Below are 14,696 nucleotides of genomic sequence, written 5' to 3' on the forward strand. Positions count from 1 at the left end.
GTGTCTGACCAGGACGCCATCGCGGCCAACGACTATGGAGCCTCGGACATCACCGTCCTGGAAGGGCTTGAGGCGGTGCGCAAGCGCCCCGGCATGTACATCGGCTCCACCGGTGAGCGCGGGCTCCACCACCTCGTCTACGAGGTGGTGGACAACTCGGTGGACGAGGCCCTGGCCGGCTACTGCGACCACATCATGGTCACCCTCCTGGACGACGGAGGCGTGCGCGTGGTGGACAACGGCCGGGGCATCCCCGTCGATGAGCACCCCACCGAGAGGCGCCCCACCGTCGAGGTCGTCATGACGATCCTGCACGCCGGGGGCAAGTTCGGCGGCGGCGGATACGCCGTCTCCGGGGGCCTGCACGGCGTGGGCATCTCCGTGGTCAACGCCCTGTCCACCCGGGTGGACACCGAGGTGCGGCGCCAGGGCCACGTCTGGCGCATGTCCTTCGCCGATGGCGGTAAGCCGGTCACCGAGCTGGTCAAGGGCGAGCGGACCGAGCAGACCGGCACCACCCAGACCTTCTACCCCGACCCCTCGATCTTCGAGACGGTCGACTTCGACTACGAGACCCTGCGCCGTCGCTTCCAGCAGATGGCCTTTCTCAACAAGGGCCTGCGCATCACCCTGACCGATGAGCGCGCCGGGGTGCAGGATGCCGGCGATGAGATCACCGGGGACGAGGCCGGGCCGGCGGACGACCCGGTGATGGGCCACCGCCAGGTCAGCTACTGCTACGAGCACGGCCTGCGCGACTACGTGGAGTTCCTCAACAAGTCCAAGAAGAGCGAGCTCATCCACCCCGAGATCATCGACTTCGAGGCCGAGCAGGCCCTGGACGGGACCCATGGCATCAGCCTGGAGATCGCCATGCAGTGGACCAGCGCCTACTCCGAGTCGGTCCACACCTACGCCAACACCATCAACACCACCGAGGGCGGCACCCACGAGGAGGGCTTCCGCACGGCCCTGACCACCCTGGTCAACAAGTACGCCCGCGACAAGGGCCTGCTCAAGGACAGGGACGACAACCTCACCGGCGACGACATCCGCGAGGGCCTGACCGCCGTCATCTCCGTCAAGCTCTCCGAACCGCAGTTCGAGGGCCAGACCAAGACCAAGCTCGGCAACACCGAGGCGCGCACCTTCGTCCAGCAGACCGTCTACTCCCAGCTGGGCGACTGGCTGGACTCCCACCCCGCGGACGCCAAGGCGGTCATCAACAAGGCCACCCAGGCCGCCGCGGCCCGCCTGGCCGCCCGCAAGGCCCGCGAGGCCACCCGCCGCAAGGGCGTCCTGGAGTCGGCCTCCATGCCCGGCAAGCTGCGCGACTGCTCCTCGCGCGTGGCCGAGGACTGCGAGATCTTCATCGTCGAGGGCGACTCCGCCGGCGGCTCGGCCGTGGGCGGGCGCGACCCCGAGCACCAGGCGATCATGCCGATCCGCGGCAAGATCCTCAACGTGGAGAAGGCCCGCCTGGACCGGGCGCTGTCCTCGGAGACCATCCGCTCCCTCATCACCGCCTTCGGCACCGGCATCGGCGAGGATTTCGACCTGTCCAAGCTGCGCTACGGCAAGATCGTCATCATGGCCGACGCCGACGTCGACGGCCAGCACATCGCCACCCTCCTGCTGACCCTCCTGTTCCGCTACATGCGCCCCCTGGTGGAGAACGGGCACATCTACATCGCCATGCCCCCGCTGTACCGCCTCAAGTGGTCCAACAGCGAGCACGAGTTCGCCTACTCCGACGCCGAGCGGGACAAGCTGCTCAGGGCCGGGGCCGATGCCGGGCGCCGCCTGCCCAAGGACGGCGGGATCCAGCGCTACAAGGGCCTGGGCGAGATGAATGACCACGAGCTGTGGGAGACCACCATGGACCCCACCACCCGCATCCTCAAGCAGGTCACCCTCGACGAGGCCGCCGATGCCGATGAGACCTTCTCGATCCTCATGGGCGACGACGTCGAGCAGCGCCGCTCCTTCATCCAGCGCAACGCCTCCGACGTGCGCTTCCTGGATATCTGAGCGACTGAGCGACCCCGAGCAGCCCTGCGCAATCCTGAGCACGAAGGAAACCCGTGAGCGACGACGTTGAACAGATCATCGGCAACGAGGGACTCACCGATGCGGTGGCCCCCGAGCGCATCCAGCCGGTGGACCTCCAGATGGAGATGCAGCGCTCCTACCTCGACTACGCCATGAGCGTCATCGTCGGGCGCGCCCTGCCCGACGTGCGCGATGGCCTCAAGCCGGTCCACCGCCGCGTCCTGTACGCCATGTACGACGGCGGCTACCGGCCCACCGCCTCCTTCTCCAAGTCCTCGCGCATCGTCGGGGACGTCATGGGCAACTACCACCCCCACGGCGATGGCGCCATCTACGACGCCCTGGCCCGACTGGTCCAGTGGTGGTCCCTGCGCTACCCGCTGGTGGCCGGGCAGGGGAACTTCGGCACCCCCGGCAACCTGGGCCCCGCGGCCCCGCGGTACACCGAGTGCAAGATGGCCCCCCTGGCCATGGAGATGGTCCGCGATATCGACGAGGACAGCGTCGACTTCCAGGACAACTACGACGGGAAGAACCAGGAGCCGGTCATCCTGCCGGCCCGCTTCCCCAACCTCCTGGTCAACGGCTCGGAGGGCATCGCGGTGGGCATGGCCACCCGCATCCCGCCGCACAACCTGCGCGAGGTCGCCAGCGGCGTCCAGTGGTACCTGGAGCACCCCGGGGCCTCCCGCGAGGAGCTCCTCGAGGCCCTCATCGAGCGCATCCCCGGGCCGGACTTCCCCACGGGCGCCACCATCCTGGGCAGGCGCGGCATCGAGGACGCCTACCGCACCGGACGCGGATCGATCACCCAGCGGGCCGTGGTCAATGTCGAGGAGATCCAGGGGCGCCAGTGCCTGGTGGTCACCGAGCTGCCCTATCAGGTCAATCCCGACAACCTGGCCGACAAGATCGCCCAGCTCGTGCGCGACGGGCAGGTCACCGGCATCGCCGATATCCGCGATGAGACCTCCGGGCGCACCGGCCAGAGGCTGGTCATTGTCCTCAAGCGCGACGCCGTGGCCAAGGTGGTGCTCAACAACCTCTACAAGCGCACCCAGCTGCAGGACAACTTCCCCGCCAACATGCTGGCGCTGGTCGACGGCGTGCCGCGCACTCTGAGCCTGGACGGCTTCGTGCGCCACTGGGTGTCCCACCAGATCGACGTCATCGTGCGCCGCTCCCGCTTCCGCCTGCGCAAGGCCGAGGAGCGCCTCCACATCCTCGAGGGCCTGCTCAAGGCCATCGACGCCCTGGACGCCGTCATCGCCCTCATCCGCAGGTCCCCCACCACCGAGGAGGCCCGCAGCGGCCTCATGGGACTGCTGGATGTTGATGAGGCCCAGGCCGAGGCCATCCTCTCCCTCCAGCTGCGGCGCCTGGCCGCCCTGGAGAGGCTGAAGATCCAGCAGGAGTCCGAGGAGCTGCGCGAGCGCGTGGCCGACCTGCGCGACATCATCGCCAGCCCCGAGCGCCAGCGCGGCATCGTCTCGACCGAGCTGGCGGAGATCGTGGAGAAGTTCGGCGATGAGCGCCGCACCCGGATCGTTCCCTTCGACGGCGAGATGAGCATGGAGGACCTCATCCCCGAGGAGGACGTGGTGGTGACCATCACCCGCTCGGGCTACGCCAAGCGCACCCGCACCGACTCCTACCGCTCCCAGCACCGGGGCGGCAAGGGCATCCGTGGCGCGGCCCTGCGCGAGGACGACGTCGTCGACCACTTCTTCGTCACCACCACCCACCGCTGGCTTCTGTTCTTCACCAACCTGGGCCGCGTCTACCGGGCCAAGGCCTATGAGCTGCCCGAGGGCGGCCGGGACTCCAAGGGCCAGCACGTGGCCAACCTCCTGGCCTTCCAGCCCGGCGAGCAGATCGCCCAGGTGATGGAGCTCCAGGACTACGACCAGGCCGACTACCTGGTGCTGGCCACGCGGCGCGGACTGGTGAAGAAGACCCGCCTGAGCGACTACAACTCCAACCGCTCCGGCGGGGTCATCGCCATCAACCTGCGCCAGGACGCGCAGGGCAATCCCGATGAGCTCGTCTCGGCCGCGCTGCTGAGCGAGGGGCAGGACCTGCTCCTGGTCTCGCGTCACGGCCAGTCCCTGCGCTTCCATGCCGATGATGAGACCCTGCGCTCCACCGGGCGCGCCACCAGCGGTGTCACCGGCATGCGCTTCCGGGAGGGGGACTCGCTGCTGGCCATGGACGTCGTCGACCCCACCTGGCAGGAGGCCGACCTGTTCGTGGTCACCGAGGGCGGCTACGCCAAGCGCACGAATGTGGTCGACTACCCCGTCAAGGGCCGTGGCGGGCTGGGGGTCAAGGTGGCCAATCTGGTGGAGTCCCGCGGTGATCTCGTGGGCGCCCTCATGGTCACGGGCAAGGACGAGGTGCTGTGCATCATGGCCTCGGGCAAGGTGGTGCGCTCGGCCGTTGCCGAGGTCTCGCGCACCGGACGGGCCACGCAGGGAGTGACCTTCGCCAAGCCTGATGAGGGCGATCACATCATCGCGGTGGCCCGCAATGCCGAGCGGGAGCTGGAGGACGGCGCTCAGGAGGCGGGGCCGGTTGGGGGTGCGCCGCAGGGGCCGGCGCCGGAGCAGCAGGAGGCCGGCGCCTCTGACGCCTCGCAGGAGAGTGCGGTAGCGTTGGTCGCCGAGGAGAGTGAGGTCGAGGCATGAGCCAACCGTTGTCCATCCCGCCCAGCGGCGAGCAGTCCCAGCAGTCCGGGTCCTCCGAGTCCATCGCGGACGCGGTCGGCTCCGGGCCCGCCCCGGTCAAGAAGTCCAAGAAGACCATCGCCGGCCCCCGGCGGGTGCGCCTGGCGCTGACCCGGGTGGACCCCTGGTCGGTGATGAAGGCCGCCTTCCTGCTCAGCTTCGCCGCGGGGATCATGATGATCGTGGCCACCGCCTTCGTGTGGTTCATGCTCGACGCCATGCACGTGTTCTCCAACATCGAGGGCCTGGTGGGCAAGGTCGCCGGTGAGGAGTCCAACGCCTTCAAGGCGCTGGTGGCCTACCTCGCGCTGCCGCAGGCCATGGCGATGGCGACGATCATCGCGGTGGTCAACATCGTCCTCATGACGGCCCTGACGACGATCGGCGCCTTCCTCTACAACATCACCGCCACGCTCGTCGGTGGGATTCATCTCACGCTGGCGGACGAGTAGCGGATTTGGCCTCCGGGGAGGGCATGGGATACTCTCTCCTGGTCGCAAGGGCCTATAGCTCAGTTGGTTAGAGCGCATCCCTGATAAGGATGAGGTCGCTGGTTCGAGTCCAGCTAGGCCCACTGCCCGCGGTGACACGGTAGGAGGTTTCATGCGGAACCGGACGGTCGTGACAGCCGCGGTTTTCTCATTCCTGGCCGCGGCCGGTTACACCGCCTGGCTGAGGTTCGAGGCGGCCCGCATGGAGCGGGCGGCCTGGGCGGAGGTCACTGATCCGGTGGACTGAGGCCCGGCTCCCTCCGGGGAACCCCTCGGGGCCATGGCGCAATTGGTAGCGCACCTGCTTTGCAAGCAGGGGGTTACGGGTTCGAGTCCCGTTGGCTCCACCACGAAGGCGCCGTAATGACGGTGATTCCAGGCATCTCCGCACTCCCCGGAGTATTCTCCCGGTAATAGTGGCAGCCAGGATGATTCACAGAGGCAGAATCCCTTGGTTTTCGCTGGACCGCCCGCGTTTCGCTGGGTCACTCGTATCATGCTGGCCCGAATAGTGCCATCCGGGCCAGCGCAGTACGAGTGACCCAGCAGCAATCGGGTCACCCAGCGCACTGGGCCGGTGCGGAGCGGGCGTCCAGGCCGTGGCCTTGTTGCGCGAGGCGATCTGCGCTGGCCCTATCCCATTCAGCGCGCACACCGCATCGGGCAGCAGGGCCTGGCAGTATGACTGGCAGTATGAGGAGTGATCATCGTGCGATGTCCGCTCCAGTGGGTTGTAGGAGATTCCTCGAGGGGCCACACGGTGACCGCGTCCACGCTCAGCGCGGGTCGGCGACGACCGGCGGAGACACCCCCTATGGGGCCCTGCTCCCGGTCCTTGGATCCCTGCCAGTCCCTCGGCTTCCACATAGGCAGGACATGGCACTGCAAGGACTGAGCAGAGATAAGGGTTGGAGGTAGAGGTAGATGGCGTGCCCCGAACCCCCGGTGCTAGAATTTCCCCCGTAAAGGAAAACTCGGATGAATCGCATCGCCTTCTCGGTGACCGTTCTGGCCATCATCACCTTCATTGGCGGCATCCTGTGGCTCACCAGCACATCAGTGGCGGGCACAGCCGCCCACGCCATCACCTGGGGCCTGTGGGGCATCAGTTTCGCGGTCAGCCTCATCGCGGTGGGAATCGCCGTCCGACGACGCTGAGGCAACCGTCCGAAGGCGCGGTCATAGCCCGCTACCGCGCATTGCGTGCGGCTCCGCTCTTGCAGGACCTCCAGCGAGTGCAGTGCCAGGGTCCTGGCAGGGATGGTCGCCTGGCGACCGCGGGATGGGCGATCATGCCGCCCGGGCCTCAGGCCGGCTCGGGCGGGGCGTAGGAGAGCCGGTCGAAGATCAGCACGCTCTGCGTGATCAGGCCACTGCTGACGGTGAAGAGCTCGGCGGCTGGAGCCGTGGAGGTGGTGGCCGTCTGCGGGTAGTAGAACAGAGCGACGCGCTGCCCATCGGAGAACTCGGCGATCTCGCTGATACCGGTGAGGCTGGGGGCGAAACCGCCGATGAACGCCCGGTAGGCCTCCTTGCCCTCAAGGTCGATGCCCGGGGCGCGGCAGGTGATGGTGTCAGCCACGCAGCTCATCGCGCCCTCGATGTCCCCGCTCGTCCAGGCGCGGTGGTACCTGCGCACGACCCCGTAGGCGTTGCTGGTCTCAGGGCTGTGGGACATGTGCCCCTCCTCTGCTCGTTTCTGCTTGTTGCGGTAGGGGTGGGCGGTGGCGCGCTCATCCCGGTCCGGGAGCGGCTGCCAGCTCTCCGGCCCCGCATCGCCTCCCGCCCCGGCGATCGCCAGGCGCGGCAGGAAGTTCGCCCACCCGTCGGCGTGCCCGGGCACCTGCGTCTCGGGCAGGTCCCAGTGGCGAAGATCCACCCTTGTGCCGCCGTCGATCGCGGTGAGACGGAACTCGACCCGCGAGGCCCCCGGGGCCAGCACCTCACTGCCGGCGAACCCCCAGGAGACCACCACCAGGTGCGGGCGCTCGACGCGCAGGTACTCGCCCCGAACGGGGTGCCCCGCGATATTGACGCTGAACCTGCCTCCGGGCACCGGATCGAGATCGGCGTGCTGGCCCATCCAGGCCGTCATGCCCCCATCGGTGGTCAGGTACTCGAAGACCGCTTCGGGCGGGGCTCCGATCTCGATGGAGTCGCGGAACTCAGCCACGGCCGACCACCTCCCCCGATGCGACTCCCGGTCTGGCTCCGGGTCCGGCTTCCGCCGCTCCCGACTCCACCGCGGCCTTGAGATCGGCCAGCCGGCTCGGCCAGAAGTCATCGAGGTAGGAGCGCACCGCCGCCAGGCCATCGGTCCTGACGGCGAACAGGTGGCGCGTGCCCTGCCTGCTCTCCACCGCGAGCCCGGCCCTGCGCAGCACCCGGAGATGGTGGGAGGTCGTCTGCTGCGACAGGCCGAGCTCCTCGGCGATCGAGCCCACCGCCTGCGGACAGGAGCGGATGACCCGCAGGATCGCGCGCCGATTCCCATCGGCCAGCGCCCTCAGTGCGAGATCAAGGTCCTTCGCGGCCTCAGCGCTCACAAGCAGCCCTCCCCCCGGTTGAAGCGACTGCCACACCTTAACACAAGTAGATGCTTGTACATATAGGAATAAGTGGATTGTGGGCACGGCCGGCCCGGACAACCCCGGCCCTCGGGTGACTAGACTCGGATAGGCGGCCGGCGGGATCGCCTCACTGGATCGCAACCGGATCGCGGCATGCCCCTGCCCGACCTCCTCCTTCCTGTGACCCCGGGAGTACTGCATGAATCGACCACTATCGAGGAAGCACCGTGGGGACGAGCGCGTGGCGATAGCCGGGACGCTGGCCAGCCTCATCCTCATGGTTCTCAGTGCCTGGCTGCTCATCAGCCCCGCGCTCACCATCCTTGTGCTCTGGCAGGTCACCGCTGTCATCTTCATCGGCCTGTCACTCATCCCGCTGGCGCCGGCCACGGGGAGCGACCTGCGTTGGATCAGCGCCTACGGATGGGTGCCACCGCTGCTGGTGGGCCTGGTCGGCATCCAGCTCGCGGTCTCGGCCCTGGCCCTGCAGCAGGAGCCCAGCCGGGATCTGAGCACCTCGGCCATCCTGGGGCAGGTAGCCCTGGGCGTGCTGCTGTCCTGGCTGCTCATGCAAGTCAGCTTCGCCGACATCTACGCGCTGGTCGTGGCCGTCGCCTTCCAGGTCCTCCAGGGCCTGGCCCGATAGGCCCGGTCTGAGGGGCGCAGTCCAGGCGGTGCACTGAGGGGCGCCAGTGGATAAGGTTGACCTCAGTTGTATGAGCAGCAGGAGATGACGCCATGACCAACAGTTGGGAGATCTACGACGCCCTCATCGAGGCCCTGCCCGACGGCATCGCCGTCACCGCGGTGGGTCAGGGGCAGCGCTGGACCCGGGTGCTTAACTCCGCCGGCTCCGTGGGCTCGGCGTGGACCATGGATGTCCGCAGTCGTCCCGCCATCGCCGCCCCGCCCCTGGAGGGCCGCCCCCTGCGCGACGTCGCCGCCCTGGTGAAGTCCTGGAACCTCGCCGAGGCCAGCATCGGGCAGGCCGCCATCAACTCCTGGTACTCCGCACCGGCCACAGCCTCCGGCAATGGCTTCGTCCCCACCGGTGAGGGCCTGACCTGGGCCCAGGTCTTCGACCCCTACCGCGAGGAGATCATCGGCAAGCGGGTCGCCGTCGTCGGCCACTTCCCCTTCGCCGAGAAGGCCCTGGCGGGAGCCGGCGAGTACATCTGCCTGGAGCGCATCCTCCACCCCGGCGACTACCCGGACACCGCCTGCGAGTACCTGCTCCCCGAGTGCGACATCGTCTTCATCTCCTCCTCCAGCTTCGTCAACAAGACCGCGCCGCGACTCATCGCCCTGGCCGGGTCGGCGCACACGGTGCTCGTGGGCCCCTCCACGCCGCTGCACCCCCTGCTCCTGGACGCCGGGGTGGACACCATCACCGGATTCATCGCGGAGCCCGCCCCCGTGGAGCCGGAGGCCTTCAACCGGCTGGTGGCCGCCGGCGACATCGGCCCGGGCTACCGCGTCCACCAGCACCGGGGCTGAGAAGCGCTGTGGGCGGCAGGCGATCAGCCCGCGGCATCCGGGACCACCGCGAGGCTACTGCGCGCGCAGGGCCGCCAGGTCGATCCTGGTCATGCCCATGAGCGCCGCGTACTGCCGGGGGCTGAGCATGGACAGCTCGGCAGGCGAGGGCAGCACCTGCCAGCTCACCCCGAAGCGGTCCTGGCACCAGCCGCAGCGCTCCGCCTCGGGCACCGCCGAGAGCCTCTCCCAGTAGTAGTCGATCTCCCCCTGCGTCTCGGCGCGGATCATCAGGGAGCTGCCGGCAGTGAAGTCGAAGGGCATCGGGGCACTGGAGTCCATCGCCGTCATCCACTGCCCTCCCAACTGGGCGTCGGAGAACAGGACAAGGGCCTCGTCGTCGGGGTAGGACTCGCGCCTGCCCAGCTCAGAGCCCGGGAAGACGCCGAGGTAGTAGTCCACCGCCTCGCGCGCTCCCCGCGAGCCGGGGCCGAAGAGCAGGCTGGGCAGGATGAAGGGCCGCGGCTCGCCCCGCGGATCGGTGAGGATCAGTTGCCAGTTGATGCCGTAGCGGTCCTCCAGCCAGCCGTAGCACTCGGAGAAGGGGTAGGCCCCCAGGGGCATGCGCACCTCGCCGCCATCCGAGAGCGCGGCCCAGAGGCGCCGCGCGGCCCCGGGCGCGTCCTGGATGACCGCCGGATCGAGATTGACCATGAGGCTGATGCTCGGTGTGGGCCGAAGCTCGGGGCCGGCATTGATCAGGCCCACCTCGATGCCATCGAAGGACAGCACCGCGGTCAGTGTCTTGCCCGCCATGGCCGCCACCTGCGCCGGCGCCTGCGGCGGGACCTGGGCCGGGTGGCTCGAGCGGTGGAGGACACTCACCTGTGAGCCAATGGTGCCGAAGGCCTCGATGTAGAAGGTGAGGGCCTGGTCCGCCGTCCCCGGCATGCAGAAATATGGTGTGACGAGCTGCATATTTCGATGCTACAGCACTCGCCATCCTCCCCTGGGTGGCTGATGCTGTGGCTGGAAACGGGCGGGCAGGCGCCGGCCCGGGGCGTCGAGGACCCGGCTCAGAGCTGGACCTGATCAGGGTGGGAGCCGGTGCGCAGCCCCCGGTCCAGGGCATCGATCGCCACCATCTGGGAGGCATCGAGCTCGAAGCCGAAGACATCGGCGTTGGCCGCCAGGCGCTCGGCGTGCGTGGACTTGGGGATGACCACCAGGCCGTGCTGGAGATGCCAGCGGATGATCACCTGCGCCGGGCTGACCCCCAGCTCCTGGGCCAGGCCCACCAGCACCGGCTCGTCGAGCAGCCTGCCCCGCCCCAGCGGGGACCACGACTGGGTGACCACGCCCATCGCCTCATGCACCTGCCTGAGCCCGTGCTGGATGAGCCAGGGGTGGAGCTCGACCTGATTGACCGCCGGGATAACCCCGGTGGCCTCCACGATCCGGTCCAGGTGCGCGGGCTGGAAGTTCGACACCCCGATGGCCCGGGCCCCTCCGCCCTCCAGGATCTCGATCATGGCCTGCCAGGTCTCCACCAGGTCGATCCCCGGGGTCTGGGCCAGGGGCCAGTGCACGAGGAAGAGGTCGAGCGCCTCCAGGCCCAGGGCCTGCCGGCTCGCCTCGAAGGCGCGCAGCGCGTCCTGGCGGCGGTGGTAGGGGTTGTTGAGCTTGGAGGTCACGAAGACCTCCTCGCGCTCCAGGCCGCTGGCGGCCAGGGCCCGGCCCACCCCGGCCTCATTGCCGTACATCTGGGCGGTGTCGATATGCCGGTACCCCAGGTCCAGGCCCTGGGCGACGACGCGCTCGGCCTCGTCGTCGGTGATCTTGTAGGTGCCCAGCCCCAGCTGGGGAATGGTGACCCCGGACTGCGAGGTGCCGTGCGTCAGGGCGATAGCGGATGCCGGCAGTGCGCTCATGGCCCCAGGCTACCCAGGCGCCCTGCCCGCGGACAGGGCGACGGCGCCCCGCCGTGATGCGGGACGCCGTCGCGAATCGGTGATGAGGTCCGGGCCGGGCGGACGTCGGGCCGGCGGCCCCTCGCGGCCTTACTCCCCGGGCGCGGGGGCCGGGGCGGGGTCCTCGACCGGGCTCAGGCCGTACTCGGCCTCCTCGGTGGAGTCGGCCCAGTACTCCTCGGCCCAGGGGTCCTCGACCGGCTGGCTGCGGCGGTAGGCGACATAGGCCGCGCCGGCGGCCACGCCGGCCACGGCAAGCCAGCCCAGGGTCTTCAGGACGCGGTGCTTCTTCTTCACGGGAACCTCCAATGCGGCGGACTTTGCGGCGATGGCGGCGCGCTGGGCGCGCTCGGTCAGGGTACCGTCCGTCGTGGCCGCGGCCTGGGCGGCGATGGCGGCGCGCTGGGCGCGGGGGAGGTAGTCGTCGACCACGCGCGTGCGGGCCTCCCCGACCATCGGCTCCAGGCGCACCTGGGCGTCCCTGGCGGCGCGGGTGACCTCCTCGCGGGCCCGGGTCACGTGCGGGGTCAGCCACACCGCGGCGCGCTCGGCCCGGTCGGCGACGGTCTCAGCGAGGGAAGCGGCCCCATGGCGCAACTGATCGGTCTTGTCAAGGGTCTTGCAGCACGTCATGGGTCTCTCCCTGGTCTGGACGGACGAGGTTGTCTCGGCGCCTATCGTCGCACTCCCGGAGCGCGGCGCATAGTCGGAGGGGGCGCCGTTTTGCCTGGGGTGAACAGGGATGCACACGGTGCCCGGCTCCGCCCCGGAGCCCCGAGGCATGCGACCATGGCACCTATGGAAGCGACACTTCACACCAGCCTCGGCGACATCCGGTTAGAGCTCTACCCCGAGCAGGCCCCTGAGACGGTCTCCAACTTCGTGGGCCTGGCGACCGGCGAGAAGGCGTGGACTGATCCGCGTTCCGGCGAGGAGACCCGTGCCCCGCTCTACGACAACGTCATCTTCCACCGGGTCATCAAGGGCTTCATGATCCAGGGCGGCGACCCGCTGGGCACCGGCACCGGCGGCCCCGGCTACGTCTTCGACGACGAGATCGACCCCTCGCTGAACTTCGCCGCCCCCTATGTGCTGGCCATGGCCAACGCCGGTCGCCGCCTGGGCAAGGGCACCAACGGCTCCCAGTTCTTCATCACCACCGGCCCCACCGAGTGGCTCCAGGGCAAGCACACGATCTTCGGGGCCGTCACCGACGAGGCCTCCCGGCAGGTCGTGGACGCCATTGCCGCGGTCTCCACCGATCAGCGCGACCGCCCCCTGGAGGACGTCGTCATCACCTCAGTGACCGTCACGCAGTGACCCCACCGCCAGCAGCCCCATGCGGCGCCGCCGGGACCATCGGGCTCCCGGCGGCGCCGTCGCCTCTCCGCGCTTGAGGACCCATGCGGCACGCCCCGCGCGCCGCGCCTGCCCTCCGAGGGCGCCGGGCACCGGACCGCCCCACCACTCGCGAACAGGACCCCCCATGACAGACCTGAACCACCCCGCCGCCCCCTCACCGGAGGGGGCCGGAGTGCCGGTGTGCCCGCGCCATCCCGGCACCGTGGCCTATGTTCGCTGCCAGCGCTGCGAGCGGCCCACCTGCCCCGCATGCCAGGTGCCGGGCGCCGTGGGCATCCACTGCGTGGACTGCGCCCGCAGGGCCTCCAGCCAGCGGCGGGGCGCGCGCACCGCTCTGGGCGGCAGGCCAGTGGCCGATGCCCTGGCCACCAAGGCGCTCATCGGCGCCTGCCTGCTGGTCTACGCCCTGCAGTTCTTCCTGCCCTCCCTGACCCTGGCCCTGGGCTTCGCCCCGGTGGTGGCCGTGGCCGAGCCCTGGCGCTTCGTGACCACCGCCCTCCTCCACGCCAGCCTCATGCACCTGGCCTTCAACATGTGGGCCCTGTGGGTGCTGGGCACCGTCCTGGAGCCCCTGCTGGGACGCTGGCGCTTCGTGGCCCTGTGCCTGATCAGCGCCCTGGGCGGCTCGACGGCGATCTACTGGCTGGCATCCCCCGGGACGCCCTCCTGGTGGACCGTCACCGTGGGCGCCTCGGGCGCCGTCTTCGGGCTCTTCGCCACCATGTTCCTCGTCCAGCGGCGCTTCGGCCGGGACACCACCCAGATCGTCCTGCTGCTCGTCCTCAACGCGGTCATCTCGGTGGTGGGGGCGAACATCTCCTGGCAGGGACATCTGGGCGGACTCCTGGCCGGCGGCGCCCTCGCGGCGATCTACGCCTGGGCCCCCCGTGAGCGCCGCCAGGCCGTGGGCCTCATGGGCACGGCGGGTGTGGGACTCCTGCTCCTGGTGCTCATCGCGCTCAGGGCCCTCCTGGTCTGAGGCGCCCGGCCCGGGTCGCTGACTGCGGGCCAGCGGCATGGGACGCGCTCATCGGCCGCCTGCACCCCTGCGGGTGCAGGCGGCCGATCAGCAATCTGTCAGGAATCATCAGGATGGTGAGAGGGAATCACACGGCTGTGCTTCCTCCACATCTGTGGACACAGGTGTGGAAACACACCGCTGTAGTTTTCCACAGGCCTGTCCACACCTGGGGAAAGTCCTTGTTGGTCGTGGGGACGGGTCTGTCCACCAATCCACAGTGGGCTGTGGTCGAGGCGGGGGGCACGGGCTCGCAGGCCCCGACCTCCTCGATGGCGCTCCCCACCGCTCATGCTGATGACGCCTGACCAGGGCGGATGGCGCGTGGCGCGTTCCCGGGCGGGGCCCGGGGCGCGTCCGGGGCGCGCCCCGGGGCAGCGCCGACGAAGGAAGGACCCCCGGTGAGTCCGGGGGTCCTTCAGGAGGGTGGGGCCGGTGGCGGCGCCGTGGGAGGAGGGGCGCTCAGGGCCTACTTCCAGCGCAGCAGTCCGAGGAAGCCGATCATGAGGATGGCGAAGCCGAGGTAGAGGTTGCCGTTGATGAGCCAGTCCGTGCTGTGGTTCTCCACGAAGTAGGGGATGGGGTACCTGCCCTGGAACAGGTAGGTGGTCACCACCCACAGCAGGCCGAGGAGCAGCATGCCCACCACCGTCGGGGCGTACCAGCGCGGGGAGGAGGTGTCCTTGACCTTGGTCGGGACGCGCGAGACGCGGTTGGCCGCGGCTCGCGACTCCTCCTCGCGGGCCTTGGCGGCCTTCGCCGGGTTGCCCGAGTGCCTGGGCCGACTGGATGTCCGCCCCGAGGCCTCCTCGGCCCCCTTCCGGAGCTTCTTCTTCAGGTTCACCTGGATCTCCTTGCTGGCGATCACTGCTGAAGCAGTCTTGCTGCCCTTAACATATCGAAGACCAAGCCTAGAACAAATCTTGGCGTTCCCTGGGTGCGGCTTCTGTGATTCGTCCGCCACTGCGACGTCACGGGCCCAGGGGATCGACACCGTAGACTGGCGGGGCCAGTGGGTGGAGAAGCTCGAA

General features: G+C 69.2%; 15 protein-coding genes and 2 tRNA genes. 11 read left to right on the forward strand and 6 right to left on the reverse strand.

From position 1 onward, the window contains the following. The 7 genes from gyrB to J5X07_RS03545 all read left to right on the forward strand — a co-directional run bounded on the left by gyrB (nt 1) and on the right by J5X07_RS03545 (nt 6,427). Nucleotides 1-2,031, forward strand: coding sequence for a DNA topoisomerase (ATP-hydrolyzing) subunit B (gyrB, locus tag J5X07_RS03520; RefSeq protein WP_208478695.1), 2,031 nt, complete (start codon nt 1-3; stop codon nt 2,029-2,031). 53 nt (nt 2,032-2,084) lie between these two features. Then, a complete protein-coding gene (gene gyrA, locus J5X07_RS03525) occupies nt 2,085-4,739 on the forward strand; it encodes a DNA gyrase subunit A (RefSeq protein ID WP_208478696.1) in 2,655 nt (884 codons plus the stop codon). Next, entirely contained in the window at nt 4,736-5,230 is a 495-nt protein-coding gene (locus tag J5X07_RS03530) for a DUF3566 domain-containing protein (protein WP_124933143.1), read from the forward strand. Before gyrA ends, J5X07_RS03530 begins: the two co-directional genes overlap by 4 nt. Before the next feature lie 48 nt (nt 5,231-5,278). Beyond that, nucleotides 5,279-5,352 (forward strand) — tRNA-Ile (locus J5X07_RS03535). Between the two features lie 29 nt (nt 5,353-5,381). Next, the gene (locus tag J5X07_RS12830) at nt 5,382-5,516 is read left to right on the forward strand and encodes a DLW-39 family protein (RefSeq protein WP_243896402.1); all 135 of its coding nucleotides are present in this window, start codon (nt 5,382-5,384) and stop codon (nt 5,514-5,516) included. A gap of 27 nt (nt 5,517-5,543) precedes the next feature. Then, a tRNA-Ala gene (locus tag J5X07_RS03540) sits at nt 5,544-5,619 on the forward strand. Between the two features lie 628 nt (nt 5,620-6,247). Then, complete coding sequence (locus J5X07_RS03545; RefSeq protein WP_208478697.1) at nt 6,248-6,427, forward strand: hypothetical protein; 180 nt, start codon at nt 6,248-6,250, stop codon at nt 6,425-6,427. A gap of 148 nt (nt 6,428-6,575) precedes the next feature. On the opposite strand, the gene J5X07_RS03550 is transcribed toward J5X07_RS03545, so the two are convergent. Together J5X07_RS03550 and J5X07_RS12835 are read right to left on the reverse strand one after the other, a co-directional pair. After that, nucleotides 6,576-7,442 (reverse strand): SRPBCC domain-containing protein, encoded by an 867-nt coding sequence (locus J5X07_RS03550; protein WP_208478698.1) that lies wholly within the window; start codon nt 7,440-7,442, stop codon nt 6,576-6,578. Next, nucleotides 7,435-7,815: an ArsR/SmtB family transcription factor gene (locus J5X07_RS12835; protein WP_341769393.1), complete on the reverse strand. Its 381-nt coding sequence runs from the start codon at nt 7,813-7,815 to the stop codon at nt 7,435-7,437. The genes J5X07_RS03550 and J5X07_RS12835 overlap by 8 nt, the downstream gene beginning before the upstream one ends. 223 nt (nt 7,816-8,038) lie before the next feature. Here J5X07_RS12835 and J5X07_RS03560 point away from each other — a divergent pair, with 223 nt between their 5' ends. Together J5X07_RS03560 and J5X07_RS03565 are read left to right on the forward strand one after the other, a co-directional pair. Further along, complete coding sequence (locus tag J5X07_RS03560) at nt 8,039-8,485, forward strand: hypothetical protein (RefSeq protein ID WP_208478700.1); 447 nt, start codon at nt 8,039-8,041, stop codon at nt 8,483-8,485. Between the two features lie 92 nt (nt 8,486-8,577). Then, complete coding sequence (locus tag J5X07_RS03565; protein WP_208478701.1) at nt 8,578-9,336, forward strand: Rossmann-like domain-containing protein; 759 nt, start codon at nt 8,578-8,580, stop codon at nt 9,334-9,336. 54 nt (nt 9,337-9,390) lie between these two features. On the opposite strand, the gene J5X07_RS03570 is transcribed toward J5X07_RS03565, so the two are convergent. From J5X07_RS03570 to J5X07_RS03580, 3 genes are all read right to left on the reverse strand, one after another. Next, complete coding sequence (locus tag J5X07_RS03570) at nt 9,391-10,293, reverse strand: VOC family protein (protein WP_279596038.1); 903 nt, start codon at nt 10,291-10,293, stop codon at nt 9,391-9,393. Nucleotides 10,294-10,391: 98 nt separating this feature from the next. Continuing rightward, on the reverse strand, nt 10,392-11,246 hold the full coding sequence (locus J5X07_RS03575; protein ID WP_208478703.1) for an aldo/keto reductase: 855 nt from the start codon (nt 11,244-11,246) through the stop codon (nt 10,392-10,394). Nucleotides 11,247-11,375: 129 nt separating this feature from the next. Further along, the gene (locus J5X07_RS03580) at nt 11,376-11,918 is read right to left on the reverse strand and encodes a hypothetical protein (RefSeq protein WP_124933135.1); all 543 of its coding nucleotides are present in this window, start codon (nt 11,916-11,918) and stop codon (nt 11,376-11,378) included. A gap of 165 nt (nt 11,919-12,083) precedes the next feature. Between J5X07_RS03580 and J5X07_RS03585 the strand changes: the two genes are divergently transcribed. Both J5X07_RS03585 and J5X07_RS03590 read left to right on the forward strand, forming a co-directional pair. Next, entirely contained in the window at nt 12,084-12,605 is a 522-nt protein-coding gene (locus J5X07_RS03585; protein ID WP_124933134.1) for a peptidylprolyl isomerase, read from the forward strand. 166 nt (nt 12,606-12,771) lie between these two features. Continuing rightward, nucleotides 12,772-13,626 carry a rhomboid family intramembrane serine protease gene (locus J5X07_RS03590; RefSeq protein ID WP_124933133.1) on the forward strand — a complete coding sequence of 285 codons (855 nt, stop codon included), beginning with the start codon at nt 12,772-12,774 and terminating at the stop codon, nt 13,624-13,626. Nucleotides 13,627-14,134: 508 nt separating this feature from the next. Here the strand turns inward: J5X07_RS03590 and J5X07_RS12840 are convergent. Then, the gene (locus J5X07_RS12840) at nt 14,135-14,509 is read right to left on the reverse strand and encodes a cell division protein CrgA (RefSeq protein WP_341769394.1); all 375 of its coding nucleotides are present in this window, start codon (nt 14,507-14,509) and stop codon (nt 14,135-14,137) included. Nucleotides 14,510-14,696: the final 187 nt, after the last annotated feature.

The sequence above is a fragment of the Actinomyces bowdenii genome (genome assembly GCF_017592395.1).
Lineage (GTDB): Bacteria > Actinomycetota > Actinomycetes > Actinomycetales > Actinomycetaceae > Actinomyces > Actinomyces bowdenii.